A 16,645-nucleotide genomic window follows, 5' to 3' on the forward strand; every position below is an offset into this window, starting at 1 on the left:
GCGGGTGGTGGCGCTGCGGTCGAGGGCGATCCGGGCGATCGCGGGCCGTGGTGGCATGGTCTCGCTGGCTCAGCCCCTCGTGGATGTTGAGGAGTTGCTGACCGGTTGGGCGGGGCGGATCGATGTCGCGGCGGTGAACGGTCCCGGCTCGGTCGTGGTGGCGGGGGATGCGGATGCTCTGGATGAGCTGATGGCGCATTGCGAGAGGAACGACATCCGGGCGCGTCGTATCCCGGTGGACTACGCCTCTCACACCTGGCATGTGGAGGACATCGAGGCCGAGCTGGCGGACGTGCTCGCCCCTGTCTCTCCCCGTTCGGGTGAGGTGCCGTTCTTCTCCACCACCGAGGCCGGCATCATCGACACGGCTCGGCTGGACGGCGGCTACTGGTATCGCAATCTGCGTCAGCGGGTGCGTTTCGCGGATGCGGTCCAGGGTCTGGTCGACCAGGGGTATGGGGCGTTCGTGGAGGTCAGTTCCCATCCGGTGCTGGGCATGGCGGTCCAGGAGGCCGCCCCGGACGCAATCGTGGTGGGCAGTCTGCGCCGCAACGAAGGCGGCGGCCACCGTTTCCTGACCTCGCTGGCCGAGGCGTGGGTGCGCGGGGTCCCGGTCGACTGGACCGCCGTCCTTGCCGGCCAGGGCGCCCGTACGGTCGCGCTTCCCACCTATGCCTTCCAGCACCGTCGCTACTGGCTGGAGAAGACCGCTCCCGCCCCGGCCCTGACCTCGGGTCAGAAGGTGGACGCCCGCTTCTGGGACGCGGTCGAACGCGAGGACCTGCAAGCCCTCGCCGACACGCTCCGGCTGCCGGACAGCAACCGGCTGGCGGAGGTCCTCCCCGCGCTGTCGAGCTGGCACAAGGGCCAGGTGGACCGGTCGGCGGTGGACGGCTGGCGGTACAAGGTGGTCTGGAAGCCGGTCGGCCCAGGCGCCCGTGCCGCCGTGACCGTCACCGGTTGCTGGCTGCTCGTCGTCCCGCAGGAGCACGCCGACACCGACCTCACCACCTCCCTCACCACCGGTCTGGCCGCCCACGGCGCTCAGGTGACCACCGTCGAGGTGGCCCCCGGCGCCGACCGGTTCCGGCTCGCCGCTCTGCTCGGCACCGCCGTGAACGGCGATGACGGTCCCCGCCCGCCGGCCGGTGTCCTGTCCCTGCTGGCGCTGGACGAGTCGCCGTACGTGCCCGGCAGCCCGCTCGACAACGGGCTCGCCCTCAGCACCGCCCTGGTGCAGGCGCTCGGTGACGCCGGGGTGGACGCCCCGTTGTGGATCGCCACCCGGGGAGCCGTGTCCACCGGTCGTGCCGACCGGCTGGCCGCACCCGTCCAGGCACAGGTCTGGGGGCTCGGCCGGATCGCCGCGCTGGAGTACCCGCAGCGCTTCGGCGGGCTGGTGGATCTGCCGCAGGAGCTGGACGACCGTGCCGTCGCCCGGCTGGTGGCCGCGCTGTCCGGAGCCGTCGAAGAGGACCAGGTGGCGGTACGAGGCTCCGGGCTGTTCGTGCGGCGGCTGGTGCGGGCCTCGCTGCCGGAAGCCGCGCCCGCCGACTGGAGGCCGAGCGGCACGGTGCTGGTGACCGGCGGCACCGGGGGCGTGGGTGCCCATGTCGCCCGCTGGCTGGCCCGCAACGGCGCCGCCCATCTGCTGCTGGCCGGACGCCGTGGCCCGGACGCACCCGGCGCGGCCGGACTGGAGGCGGAGCTGACCGGGCTGGGCGCCCGCGTCACGCTTGCCGCCTGCGATGTCGCCGACCGCGACCAGCTCGTCGCGCTGTTGGCCGCCGTACCGGAGGATCAGCCGCTCACCGCGGTCGTGCATGCGGCCGGGGTGCTGGACGACGGCGTACTGGACGCCCTCACCCCCGAGCGCGCCGAGACCGTGCTGCAGCCCAAGGCGGCCGCCGCGCTGCACCTGCACGAACTGACCCGGGACCTGGAGCTGTCCGCGTTCGTGCTGTTCTCCTCGCTCGCCGGCACGCTCGGCGGGCCGGGCCAGGGCAGCTACGCCGCGGCCAACGCCTTCCTCGACGCGCTCGCCCGGCAGCGGCACGCCGACGGGCTGCCCGCCACGTCGGTCGCCTGGGGCGCGTGGGGTGGCGGTGGCCTCGCCTCCGGGGAGACGGGCGAACGGCTGGCCCGTTCCGGTATGCCCGCCATGGACCCGGAGCCGGCCCTGACGGCACTTCAGCAGGCCGTGTCCGGCGAGGAGCCGGTGCTGGCCGTGGCCGACGTACGGTGGGAGACGTATGCGTTCGCCCACTCCGACGGGGCCGCCCAGGTGCTCGCCGACCTGCCGGAGGTGCGGGCGGCCCTGGCGGCGCGCACCGCGCCCGCGACGGACGGCGGCTACGGCCACGGAGACGGCAACGCGCTCACGGCACGGCTCGCGGCCCTGCCGTACGACGAGCAGCGACGTGAACTCCTCACTCTGGTAAGGAGGTTGGCTGCCGGGGCGCTCGGGTACTCCGGTGCCGAGGAGATCGACGAGGAGCGGGCGTTCCGCGACCTCGGCTTCGACTCGCTCACCGCGGTGGCCCTGCGCAACACCATCGCCGAGACCACCGGGCTGCGGCTACCGGTCACCCTGGTCTTCGACCACCCCACCGCGACCGCTCTCGCGGCCAAGCTGCACGGGGACCTGTTCGGCACGGCCGTCCCGGCCGCCGACCCGGTGCCGTCGGCCTCGCCGCGGGCGGTCGCCGTGGACGACGACCCGGTGGTGATCGTGTCGATGGCCTGCCGCTACCCGGGCGGGGTGGACGGCCCGGACGAGCTGTGGCGGCTGCTCGCACAGGGCGGCGACGCGGTGTCGGTCTTCCCTGACGACCGAGGCTGGGACCTCAAGGGCGCCTACGACCCCGACCCGGACCGTCCGGGCACCTTCTACGCCCGCGGCGGCGGATTCCTGTACGACGCGCACCACTTCGACCCGGAGTTCTTCGGCATGAGCCCGCGCGAGGCGCTGGCCGTCGACCCGCAGCAGCGGTTGCTGCTGGAGACGTCGTGGGAGGCGATCGAGCGGGCCGGCCTGGACCCGGCCGTGCTGCGCGGCAGCCGCACCGGGGTGTTCGTCGGCTCCAACTACCACGACTACGGCTCCCGGGTGCAGCACGCCCCGAAGGACTTCGAGGGGTACCTGGCCACCGGCAGCGCCGGCAGCGTGGCCTCCGGACGGATCTCGTACACCTTCGGCCTGGAGGGTCCGGCCGTCACCGTCGACACCGCCTGCTCCTCGTCCCTGGTGGCGCTGCACATGGCCGCCCAGGCGCTGCGCACCGGCGAGTGCACCATGGCGCTGGCGGGCGGCGTCACGGTGATCTCCTCCCTGGACACCTTCATCGAGTTCAGCAGGCAGCGGGCGCTGTCGGCGGACGGCCGCTGCAAGGCGTTCTCCGACGACGCCGACGGCGCCGGCTGGGCCGAAGGCGTCGGCGTGGTACTCCTCGAGCGGCTGTCCGACGCCCGCCGAGCCGGTCACCCCGTCCTCGCGGTGCTCGCCGGTTCCGCGGTCAACCAGGACGGCGCCAGCAACGGCCTCACCGCGCCGAGCGGACCCGCGCAGCAGCGCGTCATCCGGCAGGCCCTGGCCGCCGCCGGACTCTCCCCGGCCGATGTGGACGCCGTCGAGGCGCACGGCACCGGTACCAAGCTGGGCGACCCCATCGAGGCGCAGGCGCTGATGGCGACGTACGGGCAGGACCGGCCGGAGGGCCGGCCGCTGCTGCTCGGCGCCCTGAAGTCCAACATCGGGCACGCGCAGGCCGCCGCCGGTGTCGGCGGTGTGATCAAGATGGTGCTGGCGATGCGGCACGGGATGCTGCCGCGCACCCTGCACGCCGACCGGCCGTCGACACAGATCGACTGGACCGAGGGCGCGGTGTCGCTCCTGGCGGAGGCCGTCGAGTGGCCGGAGACGGACGGTCGTCCGCGCCGGGCCGGGGTGTCGGCGTTCGGCATCAGCGGCACCAACGCCCACGTGATCCTGGAACAGCCGCCCGCCGAGACCCTGGAACCGACGTCGCCTGCCGAGACCCTGCAACCGACGTCGTCGTCCGCCGAGAACGCCGCGTCGCCGGAGGGGGCGCCCGTCCCTGTCGCCTCCGGCGACGCGGTCCCCTGGGTGCTCTCCGGTCGGAGCGCCGATGCCCTGCGGGCCCAGGCCGCCCGGCTGCTGGCCCATCTGGAGGACCCGGAGCGCCAGGGCGGCGGCATGCCCGTCGACGTCGCCCACTCACTCGCCCTCGGACGCACCGCGTTCGAACACCGGGCCGCCGTCGTCGGTCAGGGCCGGGTCGAACTCCTCGCCGCCGTAAGGGCGTTGGCCGAAGACCGGGAGGCTCCCGGGCTGGTGCGCGGGGTGCGGCGCCGCAGCGGACGCACCGCGTTCCTCTTCAGCGGCCAGGGCAGCCAGCGACCGGGCATGGGCCGTGACCTGTACGCCGCGTACCCGGTGTTCGCCGACGCCCTCGACGCCGTCTGCGCCGAACTGGACCGCGAACTCGAACGGCCGCTGAAGGACGTGCTGTTCGCCCCGGCCGGCACTCCGGACGCCGGACTGCTGGACCGCACCGCCTACACGCAGGCCGGGCTGTTCGCCCTGGAAGTGGCCCAGTTCCGGCTGCTGGAGCACTGGGGGCTGCGCCCGGACGTCGTCGTCGGGCACTCCATCGGCGAGCTGGCCGCCGCCCATGTGGCCGGGGTGCTCGACCTCACCGACGCCTGCCGGCTGGTCGCCGCTCGTGGCCGGCTGATGCAGCAGCTGCCGGACGGCGGCGCCATGCTGGCCGTACAGGCCGGCGAGGCCCAGATCACCGAGGCGCTGCGCACCTACGAGGACCGGGTGTCCGTCGCCGCCGTCAACGGACCGGCGTCCGTGGTCGTCTCCGGCGACGAGGAGGCCGTGGCGGAACTGGCCGAGGCCTGGCGGGAGGCCGGGCTGCGCACCAAGCGGCTGACGGTGTCGCACGCCTTCCACTCGCCGCGGATGGAGCCGATGCAGGCCCGCTTCGCGGCCGTCACCCGCGAGCTGACGTACGCCGCCCCGACCGTGCCCGTCGTCTGCGACCTCACCGGCGAACTCGCCGACTCCGGACAGCTGGAGGACGCCGACTACTGGGTGCGCCATGTGCGCGGAACGGTCCGCTACGCCGACGCCGTCGCCACGCTGGAGCGGCAGGGCGTGACCACGTACCTCGAACTCGGCCCGGACGGTGTGCTCGCCGCCATGACGCGCGACTGCCTCGCCGACCCGCAGGCCGCCGTCGTCACCCCGCTGCTGCGCCGTGACCGGCCCGAGGAGACCGCGGTCACCACCGCCCTCGCCACGCTGCACGTCCACGGCGTGAGCCCCGACTGGGCCGGGTACTTCGCCGGCCGCCCGGTGCGCCGGGCCGAGCTGCCGACGTACGCCTTCCAGCGCGCCCGCTACTGGCTCGACGCCGACCCGGGCGCGCCGGACCTCGCCGCGGCCGGGCTCGCCGCCGGGGAGCATCCGCTGCTCGCCGCCGGCACGGCACTCGCGGGCGGCGACGGCTACCTGCTCACCGGACGGCTGTCGCTCAGCAGCCACCCCTGGCTCGCCGACCACGCGGTGTCCGGCACGGCGATCCTGCCCGGCACCGCCTTCCTGGAACTGGCCCTGCTGGCCGCCGACCGGGTCGGCTGCACCGCCGTCGACGAACTCACCCTGGAGGCGCCGCTCGTCCTGCCCGACCAGGGTGCCGTCCACCTCCAGGTCACCGTCGGCGAACCCGGCGAGCAGGGAGCGCGCGGCGTGACCGTGCACTCCCGCCCGGACGACGCGGCCGACGACGAGCCCTGGACCCGCCACGCCGTCGGGCAGCTCACCCGCACGCCGGCCCCGGCCGACGGCGCCCCGTTCGACGTGTGGCCGCCGCAGGGCGCCGAGCCGGTCGCCGTGGACGGACTCTACGAGCGGTTCGCCGAGGGCGGCTTCGCCTACGGGCCCGTCTTCCAGGGGCTGACCGCCGCCTGGAAGCTCGGCGAGGACGTGTACGCGGAGGTCGCGCTGCCCGACGGGGCCGCCGCCGACGACGCCCGCTACGGTCTGCACCCGGCCCTGCTGGACGCCGCCCTGCAGACCGTCGGGCTGACGGCCGTCGCCGGTACCGCGGTGATGCCGTTCAGCTGGACCGGCGTACGGCTGCACGCCCCCGGGGCCGACGCGCTGCGGGTGCGTCTCGCCCCCGCCGGACCCGACACGGTCGCGCTCAGGGTCACCGATCCGGAGGGGACCCCCGTCGCCACGGTGACCGGGCTGACCCTGCGCCCGCTGCCCGCCGGACAGTTCGCGGACGCCCGCGCCGCCGTCCGTCATCTGCACGAACTGGAGTGGGTGACCCCGGCCGCCACGCCCGCCCGGCCCGCCTCTGCGGGATGGGCCGTCCTGGATGGCGATGCCGACCCCGCCCTCGCGAACGCCCTGACGGCTGCCGGGCTCTCCGGCGCCCACCACCCGGGGCTGGACGGCCTCGCCCGCGCCGTCGCTGCGGGGGACATACCGCTGCCAGGCACGGTGCTGGCCGCCGTACCCGGCCCCGGTGACGACGCCGGGGAGCCGACGGCGGTCGACCTGGCTGCGGCCGTGCGCCGCGCGACCGGGCAGGTGCTGCGGCTGTTGCAGGACTGGCTCGCCGACGACACCTTCAACGCCACCCGGCTGGTGCTGGTCACCCGGCATGCCGTGACTGTGCACGACGGCGACCGCGCTCCCGACCCGGTGGCCGCGGCCGTCCGGGGCCTGGTGCGCACGGCACAGACCGAGAACCCGGGGCGGTTCGTGCTCCTCGACTGGGACGGCGCCCAGGAGTCGTACCGGGCGCTGCCCGCGGCGGCCGGTCAGGATGAGCCACAAGTCGCTGTGCGCAAGGGAGAGTTGCGGGTGGCGCGCCTCGTCCGCATGCGGCTGACGCAGGCCGCCGCGGACGGCGACACCGGTATGCTGCTCGACCGGGACGGCACCGTTCTCGTCACCGGTGCCACCGGCGCGCTCGGTGGCCTGATCGCCCGGCACCTCGTGGCCCGGCACGGTGCCCGGCACCTGCTGCTTGTCAGCCGCCGCGGCCCGGACGCGCCCGGTGCCCGGGAACTCGTCGACGACCTGACCACACTCGGCGCCCGCGCGGAACTGGTTGCCTGCGACACCTCCGACCGCAAGGCGCTGGCAGCACTGCTCGCCACGGTCCCCGCCGAGCACCCGCTGACCGCCGTGGTGCACACCGCGGGCGTCCTCGACGACGGCGTCATCGGCTCGCTGACCCAGGAACGTCTCGACACCGTGCTCACCGCCAAGGTCGACACCGCCCTGCACCTGCACGAACTGACCCGGGACGGCGAGCTGCGCGCCTTCGTGCTGTACTCCTCGCTGGCCGGCGTCTTCGGCGGCTCGGGGCAGGGCAACTACGCGGCGGCCAATGCCTTCCTCGACGCGTTCGCCCAGCGGCGGCGGGCCGAGGGCCTGCCCGCCCAGTCGCTGGCGTGGGGTCTGTGGGAGCAGCGGTCGGCGATGACCGGCAAGCTGGATGAGGCCGACCTGCTGCGGATGGCGCGCGGCGGAGTCGTCCCGATGCCGTCCGAGCAGGCCCTCGACCTGTTCGACGCCGCCGTCGCCGCCGACCGGGCCGTGCTGGTCCCGGCCCGCTTCGACACCGCCGCGCTGCGGACGCCCGACGGGGAGGTCTCGGCCCTGCTGCGGTCCCTCGTCAAGCCCGCCCCCGGCCGTCGTACGGCCGGCGCCACGGCCGAGGGCACCGCGCCCGCCGAGCGGCTGCGCCGCCGGCTCGCGGAGCTGGACGCCGAGGCACGGCTCACGGTCCTGGTGGACCTCGTCCGCGACCAGGCGGCGGCCGTACTCGGCTACGCCGACTCCGACGCCGTCGACCCCGAACGGGGCTTCCTGGAGCTGGGCTTCGACTCACTGACCGCCGTCGAACTGCGCAACCGCCTGGGCACCGCCACCGGACTCAGGCTGCCGGCCACCCTGCTGTTCGACTACCCGACGCCCCTCGGGCTGGCCCGCCATCTGCGGGCCGAGACCGCACCGGGGGCAGCGGCGGCCGTACAGCCGATGCTGGCCGAACTCGACCGGCTGGAGCGCGGGTTGGAAGGCATCGCCGGGGACGAGACGGTCCGCTCCGCGCTGGCCGACCGGCTGCGCGGGCTGCTGTCCACGCTGGAGGTGGCCGCACCCACCGGGGCCGGACGCATGTCCGCCGACGACGGCCGCGGTGACCATGACGGCGCCACGGCGGCGGCGGTGGAGGAGCAGATCGACACGGCCAGCGACGACGACCTCTTCGACTTCATCGACCAGCAGTTCGGGTCGGAGTGACAGCACGTCGGCGCATGCTTCGCGCGTCCTTCGTGCATCGTTCGCGCGCCCTTCGCGCGCCCTTCGTGCGCCCTTCTCAAGAGCCGGAAAGAGAGCGAGACCGTGGCAGACCGGATGTTGAACGTCGGTGTGGTCGGCTGTGCCGCCATAGCCCAGCGCACCACCATCCCGGCGCTGGTCGCCGACCCGTCGGTGCGGCTGGTCGCGGTGGCCAGCCGCAGCCGGGACAAGGCCGAAGCTGTCGCCCGGCGGTTCGGCTGCGAGGCGGTCACCGGCTATGCCGCCCTGCTCGCACGGGACGACATCGACGCCGTGTACGTGCCGCTGCCGCCCGCCCTGCACGCCGAGTGGGTCGCGCGGGCGCTGGCGGAGGGCAAGCACGTCCTGGCCGAGAAGCCGCTCGCCGTCGACCGGGCCGAGGCGGCCGAGCTGGTCGCCGCGGCCCGCGTCGCCGGCCTGCTGCTGATGGAGAACTTCGCGTTCCTCCACCACGGCCAGCACGACGCCGTACGCGCCCTCATCGACGAGGGCGCGATCGGCGAAGTGCGGCACCTCACTGCGGAGTTCGGCTTTCCGCCACTGCCCCCGGGGGACATCCGTCACGACCCGGCGCTGGGCGGCGGCGCCCTGCTCGACGCCGGCGTGTACACCCTGCGCGCCGCCTCTTTGTATCTGGGGCCGCAGGTGACCGTGCAGGGGGCAGTGCTGCGTACCGATCCCGGCGCGGGGGTCGATGTGGCGGGGGCGGCGCTGGTGAGCGATCCGACCGGGCGGACCGCGCAGTTGACGTTCGGCTTCGACCGGTCCTACCGCTGTGCGTGCACCATCTGGGGCAGTGAGGGCACCATCGGCCTCGATCGGGCATTCACCGCCCCGCCGAACCTTCGGCCCGTGCTGCGTCTCCAGCGCCAGGACCACCTGGAGGAACGGACACTGCCCGCCGGGCACCAGTTCGCCTCACTCGTCTCCCTGTTCGCCCGCACGGCCCTGGACGGCGGCGACCTCAAGAGGCCGGGGGAGGACATCCTGCGACAGGCGGAGCTGGTCGACGCGGTGCGGGAGGCGGCAGGCCGGGACGCGGCAGTCCGGGACTCGGTCACGTACTCGCGGTCGTCTCGGTAGCGGTGCGTGCGGGCTTTCGAACCTGAGGGAAAACGGCCGGGGCCCTCTGCCATGTCGAATGGCAGAGGGCCCCGGCGCTTTGTGTCAGCGGCCGGTGGCTCAGGTGTCGTTCCACTTGAAGAAGCGCAGCGTCAGCGCGGTCACCACGGCGGTGAAGGCGAGCATGCCGCCCATCGTCGGCAGCGCCTCCATCAGGCCGCCGCCTCGGCTGAGCACGGCCTCGCTGCCCGTCACGAGGTAGCGCAACGGCATCAGATACGAGACCCACTGGACCCAGTCCGGGGCGCTGTCCAGCGAGAAGAACGACCCGGACAGGAAGGACATCGGAAGCACCAGCAGCTGGGCGAGACCGCCGGCGGATTCCTCCGTCTTGGTGACCGAGCCGATGAGCAGGCCGAGCGACATCAGCGACAGCGTGCCGCACATCACCAGCGGAACCACCAGCCACCAGGCGCCCGTGAGCGTCAGGCCGAAGTACGGCAACGTCGCCACCAGCAGGAACAGCGCCGTCTGCGTGAGCGCGATGACCATGCTCATCGCGATACGGGCGGCCACCACCTCCCAGGCCCGGATCGGCGACAACCGCATCCGCTGGAGGATCTTCTTGCGCCGCAGCGTCACCAGCGTCAGAGCGGTGCTGAACACCGCGCTGGAGGCGATGGCCCAGCCCATCAGACCCGGAGTCAGGTACTGGATGGGCTTGACCGACCGGTCCTCGACCTGACTGGCCTTCAGCGTGTAGGTGGCGGGCTTGCCGGTCGCGGCCAGGTTCGCCTGCTCCAGCATCGCGTTGAGCGCGGCACGGGCGGAGGCGCCCTTGACACCGTCGGCGGCGCTGTAGCGCAGCACCACGGTGCCGCCCTCCTGTTCGACCAGCGCGTCGTAGTCGCCCTTGCGCACCTTCTCCAGCGCGGTCGACTCGCTGCTCACCTTGGTGATGGTGGCCGCCTTGGTCAGCTGCTCCCGCTGGTCCTTGGTGAGCGAGTCCAGCACCTGCACCTCGCCGACCTGCGCCACCTTGATGTGCGAAGTGCCGTCGCTCTTGAAGAGAGAGCCGAACAACAGCAGGAACAGGATCGGGAAGATCAGCAGGAAGAAGATCGTGCCCTTGTCGCGCACCACGCTGAGGATCATCGCCCGGGACAGTTCACGGATCGGGCTGAGCCGCTCGTCCCCGGCTGTGCGCCGGCCGCCCGGACCGCCCTTCCCCGCGGGCTCCTTCCGGTCGGACGGGCCGGTTCGTGTGGTGGGCGCGGTGGTGTCCTCGATGCTCACGCGCGGTACTCCCGTCCGGTCAGCTGGAGGAAGACGTCCTCCAGAGTCGCTCCGCGTACCTCCAGGCCGCGCAGGGCCCCCTGGTCGGCCAGGATCGAGAGGACCGGCCCCGGCGTGTGGGTGGCCACCGTCAGCGAGACCTCGTCGTCCTCCACGATGGTGTTGTCCACCCCCGCGGACTCCAGCAGGCCCCGCAGCACGTCCGGTGCGACCAGCCCGGACTCCACGCTGACCCGCACCATGTCGTCCAGCTCGCGGATCAGGGCCGCCGGAGCGCCGGTCTTGAGCACCTTGCCGTGCTCCATGACCGACACCCGGTCGCAGAGGATCTCCGCCTCGTCCAGGTAGTGGGTGGTGAGGACCACGGTGCGGCCTTCCTGGTTGACGTCCCGCAGCAGGTCCCACAGATTCCGGCGGGCCTGCGGGTCCAGACCGGCGGTGGGCTCGTCCAGGAAGACGATCTCCGGATCGTGCACCAGGCCGCAGGCGATGGACAGCCGCTGTGCCTGCCCGCCGGAGAGCTTGTCGGCCGGCACGCTGCCGAAGTCGGTGAGGCCGACGCGCGCCAGCATCGCGTCGGCCTGCCGGGCGCCGAGCCGGTGGAAGGACGCGAACAGACGGATCGTCTCCCGCGTGGTCAGCTTGTCGAAGAACGACGACGCCTGGAACTGCACGCCGATCCTGGTCAGCAGCTCGTGGTTGCGCGGCCAGGGGCTCTTGCCGAACAGCTCGATCCGGCCCTCGTCGGGCTCCCGGACGCCCTCCAGAATCTCCAGAGTGGTCGTCTTGCCCGCGCCGTTGGGACCCAGGATGCCGTAGAACTCGCCCGCCTCGATGTGCAGCGAGACCCCGTCGACGGCCTGGATGTCCCCGTACCGCTTGCGGACGCCGTCCGCGACGATCGCCGCCGTCATGACGTGCCCGCCCTGACCGTGCGGGGCCGCGTCCCGGCCCCGCCGCACATGAACTGAAGGTCCATCACTCGACTGCCGTCTCTCCGTGATCGGTTGGGGGATCGAGGTCCCGGCCAGGGGAGTCGGCCAGGCCTCGCGTCCGACCGCCGACAGCCGGCAACGGCCGAACAGTGACGGGCGCCTGGGGCGCTCTGCGGCGGTGCGGTAAGGAACCCCAGCCCAGCACAGGCGCCCGGGCGACGGCCAACAATGGCGCCGAAGACTAGGGAATCGCCCGTACTCCGGTCCGCGAAATAGGGAAGGAGCCGGTCCAGTACGGTCGCCGACCGTACGTTCACCCTCACCGATCCGCGTCTGTCCTTCGGGCGCGGACCCACAGGATCGAGGACGTCACGATGCCCCCCACAGCCCGGGACGAGTCCGTGCGCCGCGACGGCGGACACGACCGACCGGGAACCGGCCCCCACCTCCACACCTCCACCGCCCCAGGGGCGGACCCACCCCCGCCCCTGGCCCTGCTGCCGGTGGCATCGATCGCCTGCGCCACCGCCGCCCTGCTGCTGCTCACCGCCGGTCGCTTCGGCTACTTCAGCGACGAGCTGTACTTTCTCGCCGCGGGCCGCCATCCCGCCTGGGGATACGCCGACCAGCCGCCGCTGCTGCCTCTGCTGGCCTACGCCCTCGACGCCGTCTCCCACGGCTCGCTGGTCTGGCTGCGCGCACCGGCCGCCGTCGTCACCGCACTCGGCGTGCTGACCGCCGCCCTGACGGCCCGTGAGCTGGGCGGCAGAAGAGCCGCCCAGGTGGCCACCGCCGGCGCGTACGCCGTCTCGCCGGTCATGGTGCAGATGGGCCACCTGCTCATCACCGCCACCCTGGACATCTTCCTCACGACGGTGAGCGCCTGGCTGCTGGTGCGCTGGGCGCGCACCCGACGCGACCGGCTGCTGCCCCTCCTCGGCCTGACGGCCGCGGTCTCCCTGCAGGTCAAGTACCTCAGCGTCGGCTTCTGGGCCGTGCTCCTCGTGGCCCTGCTCCTGGTGGGCCCCAGGGACCTGCTGCGCCGTCCCCTGCTGTGGGCGTCGGCGGCGGGAGCCCTGCTCACCGCGGTCCCGGGTCTGCTGTGGCAGGCCCGCAACGGCTGGCCCCAACTGGCCATGACCAAGGTCATCGCGCAGGAGGTCGCCGACGAGGAGGGCGGGCGGGCCATGTTCCTGCCCACGGTGCTCTCCGCCGCCGGGCTGGTGGGCGCCGTACTCCTCTGTTACGGGCTGTGGCGGCTGCTCGTCGCCCGAGAGGCCCGCCCCTACCGGTTCCTGGGACTGACCTTCGCCGGACTGTGCGCCTGCTACCTCGTCGTCCAGGGACGGCCCTACTACGTCTCCGGGCTCTTCGCCGTCCTGTGGGGCGCGGGCGCCACGGGACTTCAGCGGCTGCGCTCCACCCGCCCGCGCGCCTGGTCGACGGTCGTGGCGTATCTGGCGTCGGCGGCGTTGGCGGTCCAGGTCCTGCCGATCTACCCAGTCCACCGGCTGACCGAGCCCTCCTCGGACCGGCTGGCGAGAGAGAGCGTGGGCTGGCCCGACCTCGCCACATCGGTGGCCCGTGTCTACCGCGAACTGCCCGCCGACCGGCGCAGCCGGGCGCTGCTCATCACCGACCGTTACGACCAGGCGGGCGCGCTCGACCGGTTCGGCCCGGCACTCGGCCTGCCGAGGCCCTACAGCGGCCACCGCGGCTACTGGTACCTGCGCCGCCCGGCCCACGACCAGGCGACCGTCGTCTTCGTCGGCGCCGACGCCCGCTATCTGCGGCAGTTCTTCACCAGTGTCCACCGGCGCGGCACGGTGACCAACGCGGAGAAGGTGCACAACCTCAGCTGGGGCGCCCCCATCTGGATCTGCGAGGGCCTGCGCCGACCCTGGCACGCCACGTGGCCCCGTTTGTCACACCTGAGCGCCGACTCGGCCAAGGAGTAGGCCGGGCACCCCGCGTCAAGGAAGCAGGCTGCGGGCACCACCCCTGACAGGGACGGCGCCCGCAGCCTGTGCGCGCGTGCGATCGAGTGACGGGGACGCGGCGCGATCGGCCCAGGGTGGCGGGGACGCGGGGCGATCGGCTTGAACCAACGGGTCTGCGTGCGGCCGGCCCGGGGGCGACGGGCACGCGTGCGGTGGGCCGAAGCAACCGGTCCGCGCGCGGCCGGTCCGGGGGCAACGAGTACGCGTGGGCTCGAAGCGACAGGTACGGGTGTGGCCGGCCCGGGGGCGACGGGTACGGACGCGACCGGTCTGGGGGACACGTGTACGGGCGTGACCGGCTTGAAGCAACGGGTACGGATGCGACCGGCCCGAGGGCGACTTGGTACGTGTGCGGTGGGCTCGAAGCGACGGGTCCGCGCGCGACCGGCCCGAGGGCGACGGGCACGTGCGCGGCCGGCCCGAGGGCGACGGGTCCGCGAACGGCGTGCCGTCGCCCCGCGGGCCGGTGCGATCAGCCCCAGGTCACGGGCAGGGCGTACACGCCATAGTGCATCGCCTTGTCACGCAGCGGGATGTCCTGCGGATCGGCCGCCAGTCGGAGGTCCGGGAAGCGGTCGAACAGCTTCTGGAAACCGATGCGCAGGGTCGCCCTGGCCAGATGCTGACCCAGGCACTGGTGAATGCCGAAACCGAACGCCATGTGCCGCCGGGAGGGACGGGTGACGTCGAACACCTCCGGGTCCTCGAACTGCTCCGGATCCCGGTTCGCGGCCGGCAACGACAGCACCACGGTCTGGCCGGCCTCGATGGTCCTGCCGCCGATCTCCACGTCCTCCAACGCCACCCGGCTCGCGCCCATGTGGGAGATCGTCAGATAGCGCAGCAGCTCCTCCACCGCCCGCTCCATCAGTTCCGGCTGCCTGCGGATCTTCTCCAACTGCTCCGGATGTTCCAGCAGCGCGAACGTGCCGAGACCCAGCATGTTCGGGGTGGTGTCCAGGGCACCGCCGATGGTGATCCAGGCGATGTTCGACAGCTCCTCCTCGGTCAGCTCACCGGTCTTCACCAGCTTGCCGAGCAGCTTGTCGTTGGGCTCGGCGAACAGGTCCTTGACGACCCGCGCCAGCGTCTGGTCGAGCGCCGTGTTGTGCTCGATGAACTCCTCGAGCGTGTAGTCGATCCGCATGATCGCCGAGAAGTGCTTGTCCAGTTCGGCGATGTCCTCCTCCGGCACGCCCATCACCGAGTGCACCGACCGGTACACGACCTTCTGGACGAACGCCGGCAACAGGTCCACGGGCGGCTCCAGGCCGGCCATCTCCTCCAGTACGTCGTCGATGATCCCGGCCAGTGTCGGCTCGTACTCCTGGATCTTGCGGACCGTGAAGAAGCCCGTCAGCAGCCGCCGGTAGCGCGTGTGGTCCGGCGCGTCCATCCGTACGAAGGAACCCGGGCCCGACGGCTGCGGTTCGTATTTCTCCACCTCGAACGGCGGCGATGCCACCAGTGCCAGCAGCTCCGCGCGGTGGCTGAACCGCGGGTCGGTCATGATGGCCCGCACATCCTCGTGCCGGGTGACCAGCCAGCCGTCGTCGCGGCCCGGCGCGATGTCGAACGCAACCGGGCTGATCGGATCTTCCTCGCGCAGCCGGCGGTACTCCGGGTCGGGATCGAAGGGGCAGGTGCGGTTGGTCGGTATCACTGGTGGTTTCGGCTCGTAGGCCATGAATCCTCCGTCGGGTGGGTTTCGTCCGCCCGGGCGCGCCACTCAGGCTCGCCGGACGGTGAGCGGCAGCTGCCGAAGACCGAAGACATTGACGCGGTTGTCGAAGTAGGACAGCGGGCTGTCGCGGTCGACCCGGATGTCGGCGAAGCGGTCGAGCATCAGATTGAGCGCGATCTGCCCCTCCATACGGGCCAGCGGGGCGCCCAGGCAGTAGTGGATGCCGTGCCCGAAGGCGAGCTGCTTGGCGTTGGGCCGGCCCGGCAGGAAGCGGTCCGGCTCGGGGAAGACCCGCTCGTCGCGGTTGGCGGACAACAGCCAGAGGTACACCATGGTGTTCTCCGGCACCTTCTCCCCGGCGATCTCCACGGGGGCCGTGGGCACCCGTTCGATCTTCAGGAACGGCGGCCGGCAGCGCAGCACCTCTTCGGTGAACGCCGTGATCTTCTCGCGGTCCGCACGCAACTCGCCGAGCAGACCCTCCTCCTGGTCCAGCGTCAGCAGCATGTTGCCCAGTAGTACGGCGGTGGTCACATGGCCGGCGAGCAGCAGCAGCGCGGCGAAGCTCACCACGTCGTCGTCGTTCAGGCTCTCCCCGTCGACTTCGGCCCGCACCAGCAGGCTCATCAGGTCGTCGTGCTCGCGCGCCCGCCGCTCGGCAACGTGCTGCCGCAGATAGGCGTCCAGCTCCTGCACGGTCCTGCCCAGGACCTCGGCGCCCTCAGGGGTCTCCCAGTCCACGGTCAGCAGGCTGTCGGCCCACACCTGGAACAGCGGGCGGTCGGAGGGCGGCACACCGAGCATGGACGAGATCACGATGACCGGCAGCGGATTGGCGAACGCCTCGACCAGGTCGAATCGGTCGCTGCCGTCGAGGCCATCGAGCAGGTCGGTGGCCACCTCGGTGATCCGCGGGGTCAGCTCGTTGATCATCTTCGCGGTGAAGACCTTGCTCACCAGCCGCCGCAGCTTGCCGTGCCGGGGCGGGTCCAGCAACAGCAGCGTGCCGCCCGGCGGTTGCCGTTCCCCGCCCGACAACCGGCTCACCGTGTCCGAGGAGAACCCCGCCGGGTCGGCGGTGATCCGCTGGACGTCCTCGTGGCGGAACACGTGGTAGCGGCCCGCCGGATCGCGCCACACCGGCTGCTCGTCACGCATCCGTCGCAGCCAGGCCAGCAGCGTGGCGCCGCCGTCGAGACCCACCTCGGGCGGCGCGGACACCTCAGAGCCGACAGCAGCGGGCACCGCAGTCATCGGGAAACCCCTCTCGTAG

7 protein-coding genes are annotated in these 16,645 nt (G+C 72.8%); 3 read left to right on the top strand and 4 right to left on the bottom strand.

Features of this window, described 5'->3' with window-relative positions; translation table 11 throughout:
• Together IE277_RS42855 and IE277_RS42860 are read left to right on the top strand one after the other, a co-directional pair.
• Positions 1-8,356, top strand: an 8,356-nt coding sequence (locus tag IE277_RS42855; RefSeq protein WP_189959133.1) for a type I polyketide synthase, incomplete at its 5' end; no start/stop codon positions are given.
• A 102-nt stretch (positions 8,357-8,458) separates the two neighbouring features.
• Positions 8,459-9,478 carry a Gfo/Idh/MocA family protein gene (locus tag IE277_RS42860; RefSeq protein ID WP_229882450.1) on the top strand — a complete coding sequence of 340 codons (1,020 nt, stop codon included), beginning with the start codon at positions 8,459-8,461 and terminating at the stop codon, positions 9,476-9,478.
• A 99-nt stretch (positions 9,479-9,577) separates the two neighbouring features.
• Here IE277_RS42860 and IE277_RS42865 read toward each other — a convergent pair whose 3' ends face one another.
• Entirely contained in the window at positions 9,578-10,753 is a 1,176-nt protein-coding gene (locus tag IE277_RS42865) for an ABC transporter permease (RefSeq protein WP_229882451.1), read from the bottom strand.
• Positions 10,750-11,667 (bottom strand): ABC transporter ATP-binding protein, encoded by a 918-nt coding sequence (locus tag IE277_RS49075; protein WP_189959134.1) that lies wholly within the window; start codon positions 11,665-11,667, stop codon positions 10,750-10,752. The genes IE277_RS42865 and IE277_RS49075 overlap by 4 nt, the downstream gene beginning before the upstream one ends.
• A gap of 395 nt (positions 11,668-12,062) precedes the next feature.
• On the opposite strand from IE277_RS49075, the gene IE277_RS42875 reads away from it, so the two are divergent.
• The gene (locus IE277_RS42875; protein ID WP_189959135.1) at positions 12,063-13,646 is read left to right on the top strand and encodes a glycosyltransferase family 39 protein; all 1,584 of its coding nucleotides are present in this window, start codon (positions 12,063-12,065) and stop codon (positions 13,644-13,646) included.
• 514 nt (positions 13,647-14,160) lie between these two features.
• Here the strand turns inward: IE277_RS42875 and IE277_RS42880 are convergent.
• Both IE277_RS42880 and IE277_RS42885 read right to left on the bottom strand, forming a co-directional pair.
• Positions 14,161-15,375, bottom strand: coding sequence for a cytochrome P450 (locus tag IE277_RS42880; RefSeq protein WP_189959136.1), 1,215 nt, complete (start codon positions 15,373-15,375; stop codon positions 14,161-14,163).
• A 42-nt stretch (positions 15,376-15,417) separates the two neighbouring features.
• On the bottom strand, positions 15,418-16,626 hold the full coding sequence (locus tag IE277_RS42885) for a cytochrome P450 (protein ID WP_189959137.1): 1,209 nt from the start codon (positions 16,624-16,626) through the stop codon (positions 15,418-15,420).
• Between the last annotated feature and the right edge of the window lie 19 nt (positions 16,627-16,645).

The organism is Streptomyces alanosinicus, assembly GCF_014650595.1.
Classification (GTDB): domain Bacteria; phylum Actinomycetota; class Actinomycetes; order Streptomycetales; family Streptomycetaceae; genus Streptomyces; species Streptomyces alanosinicus.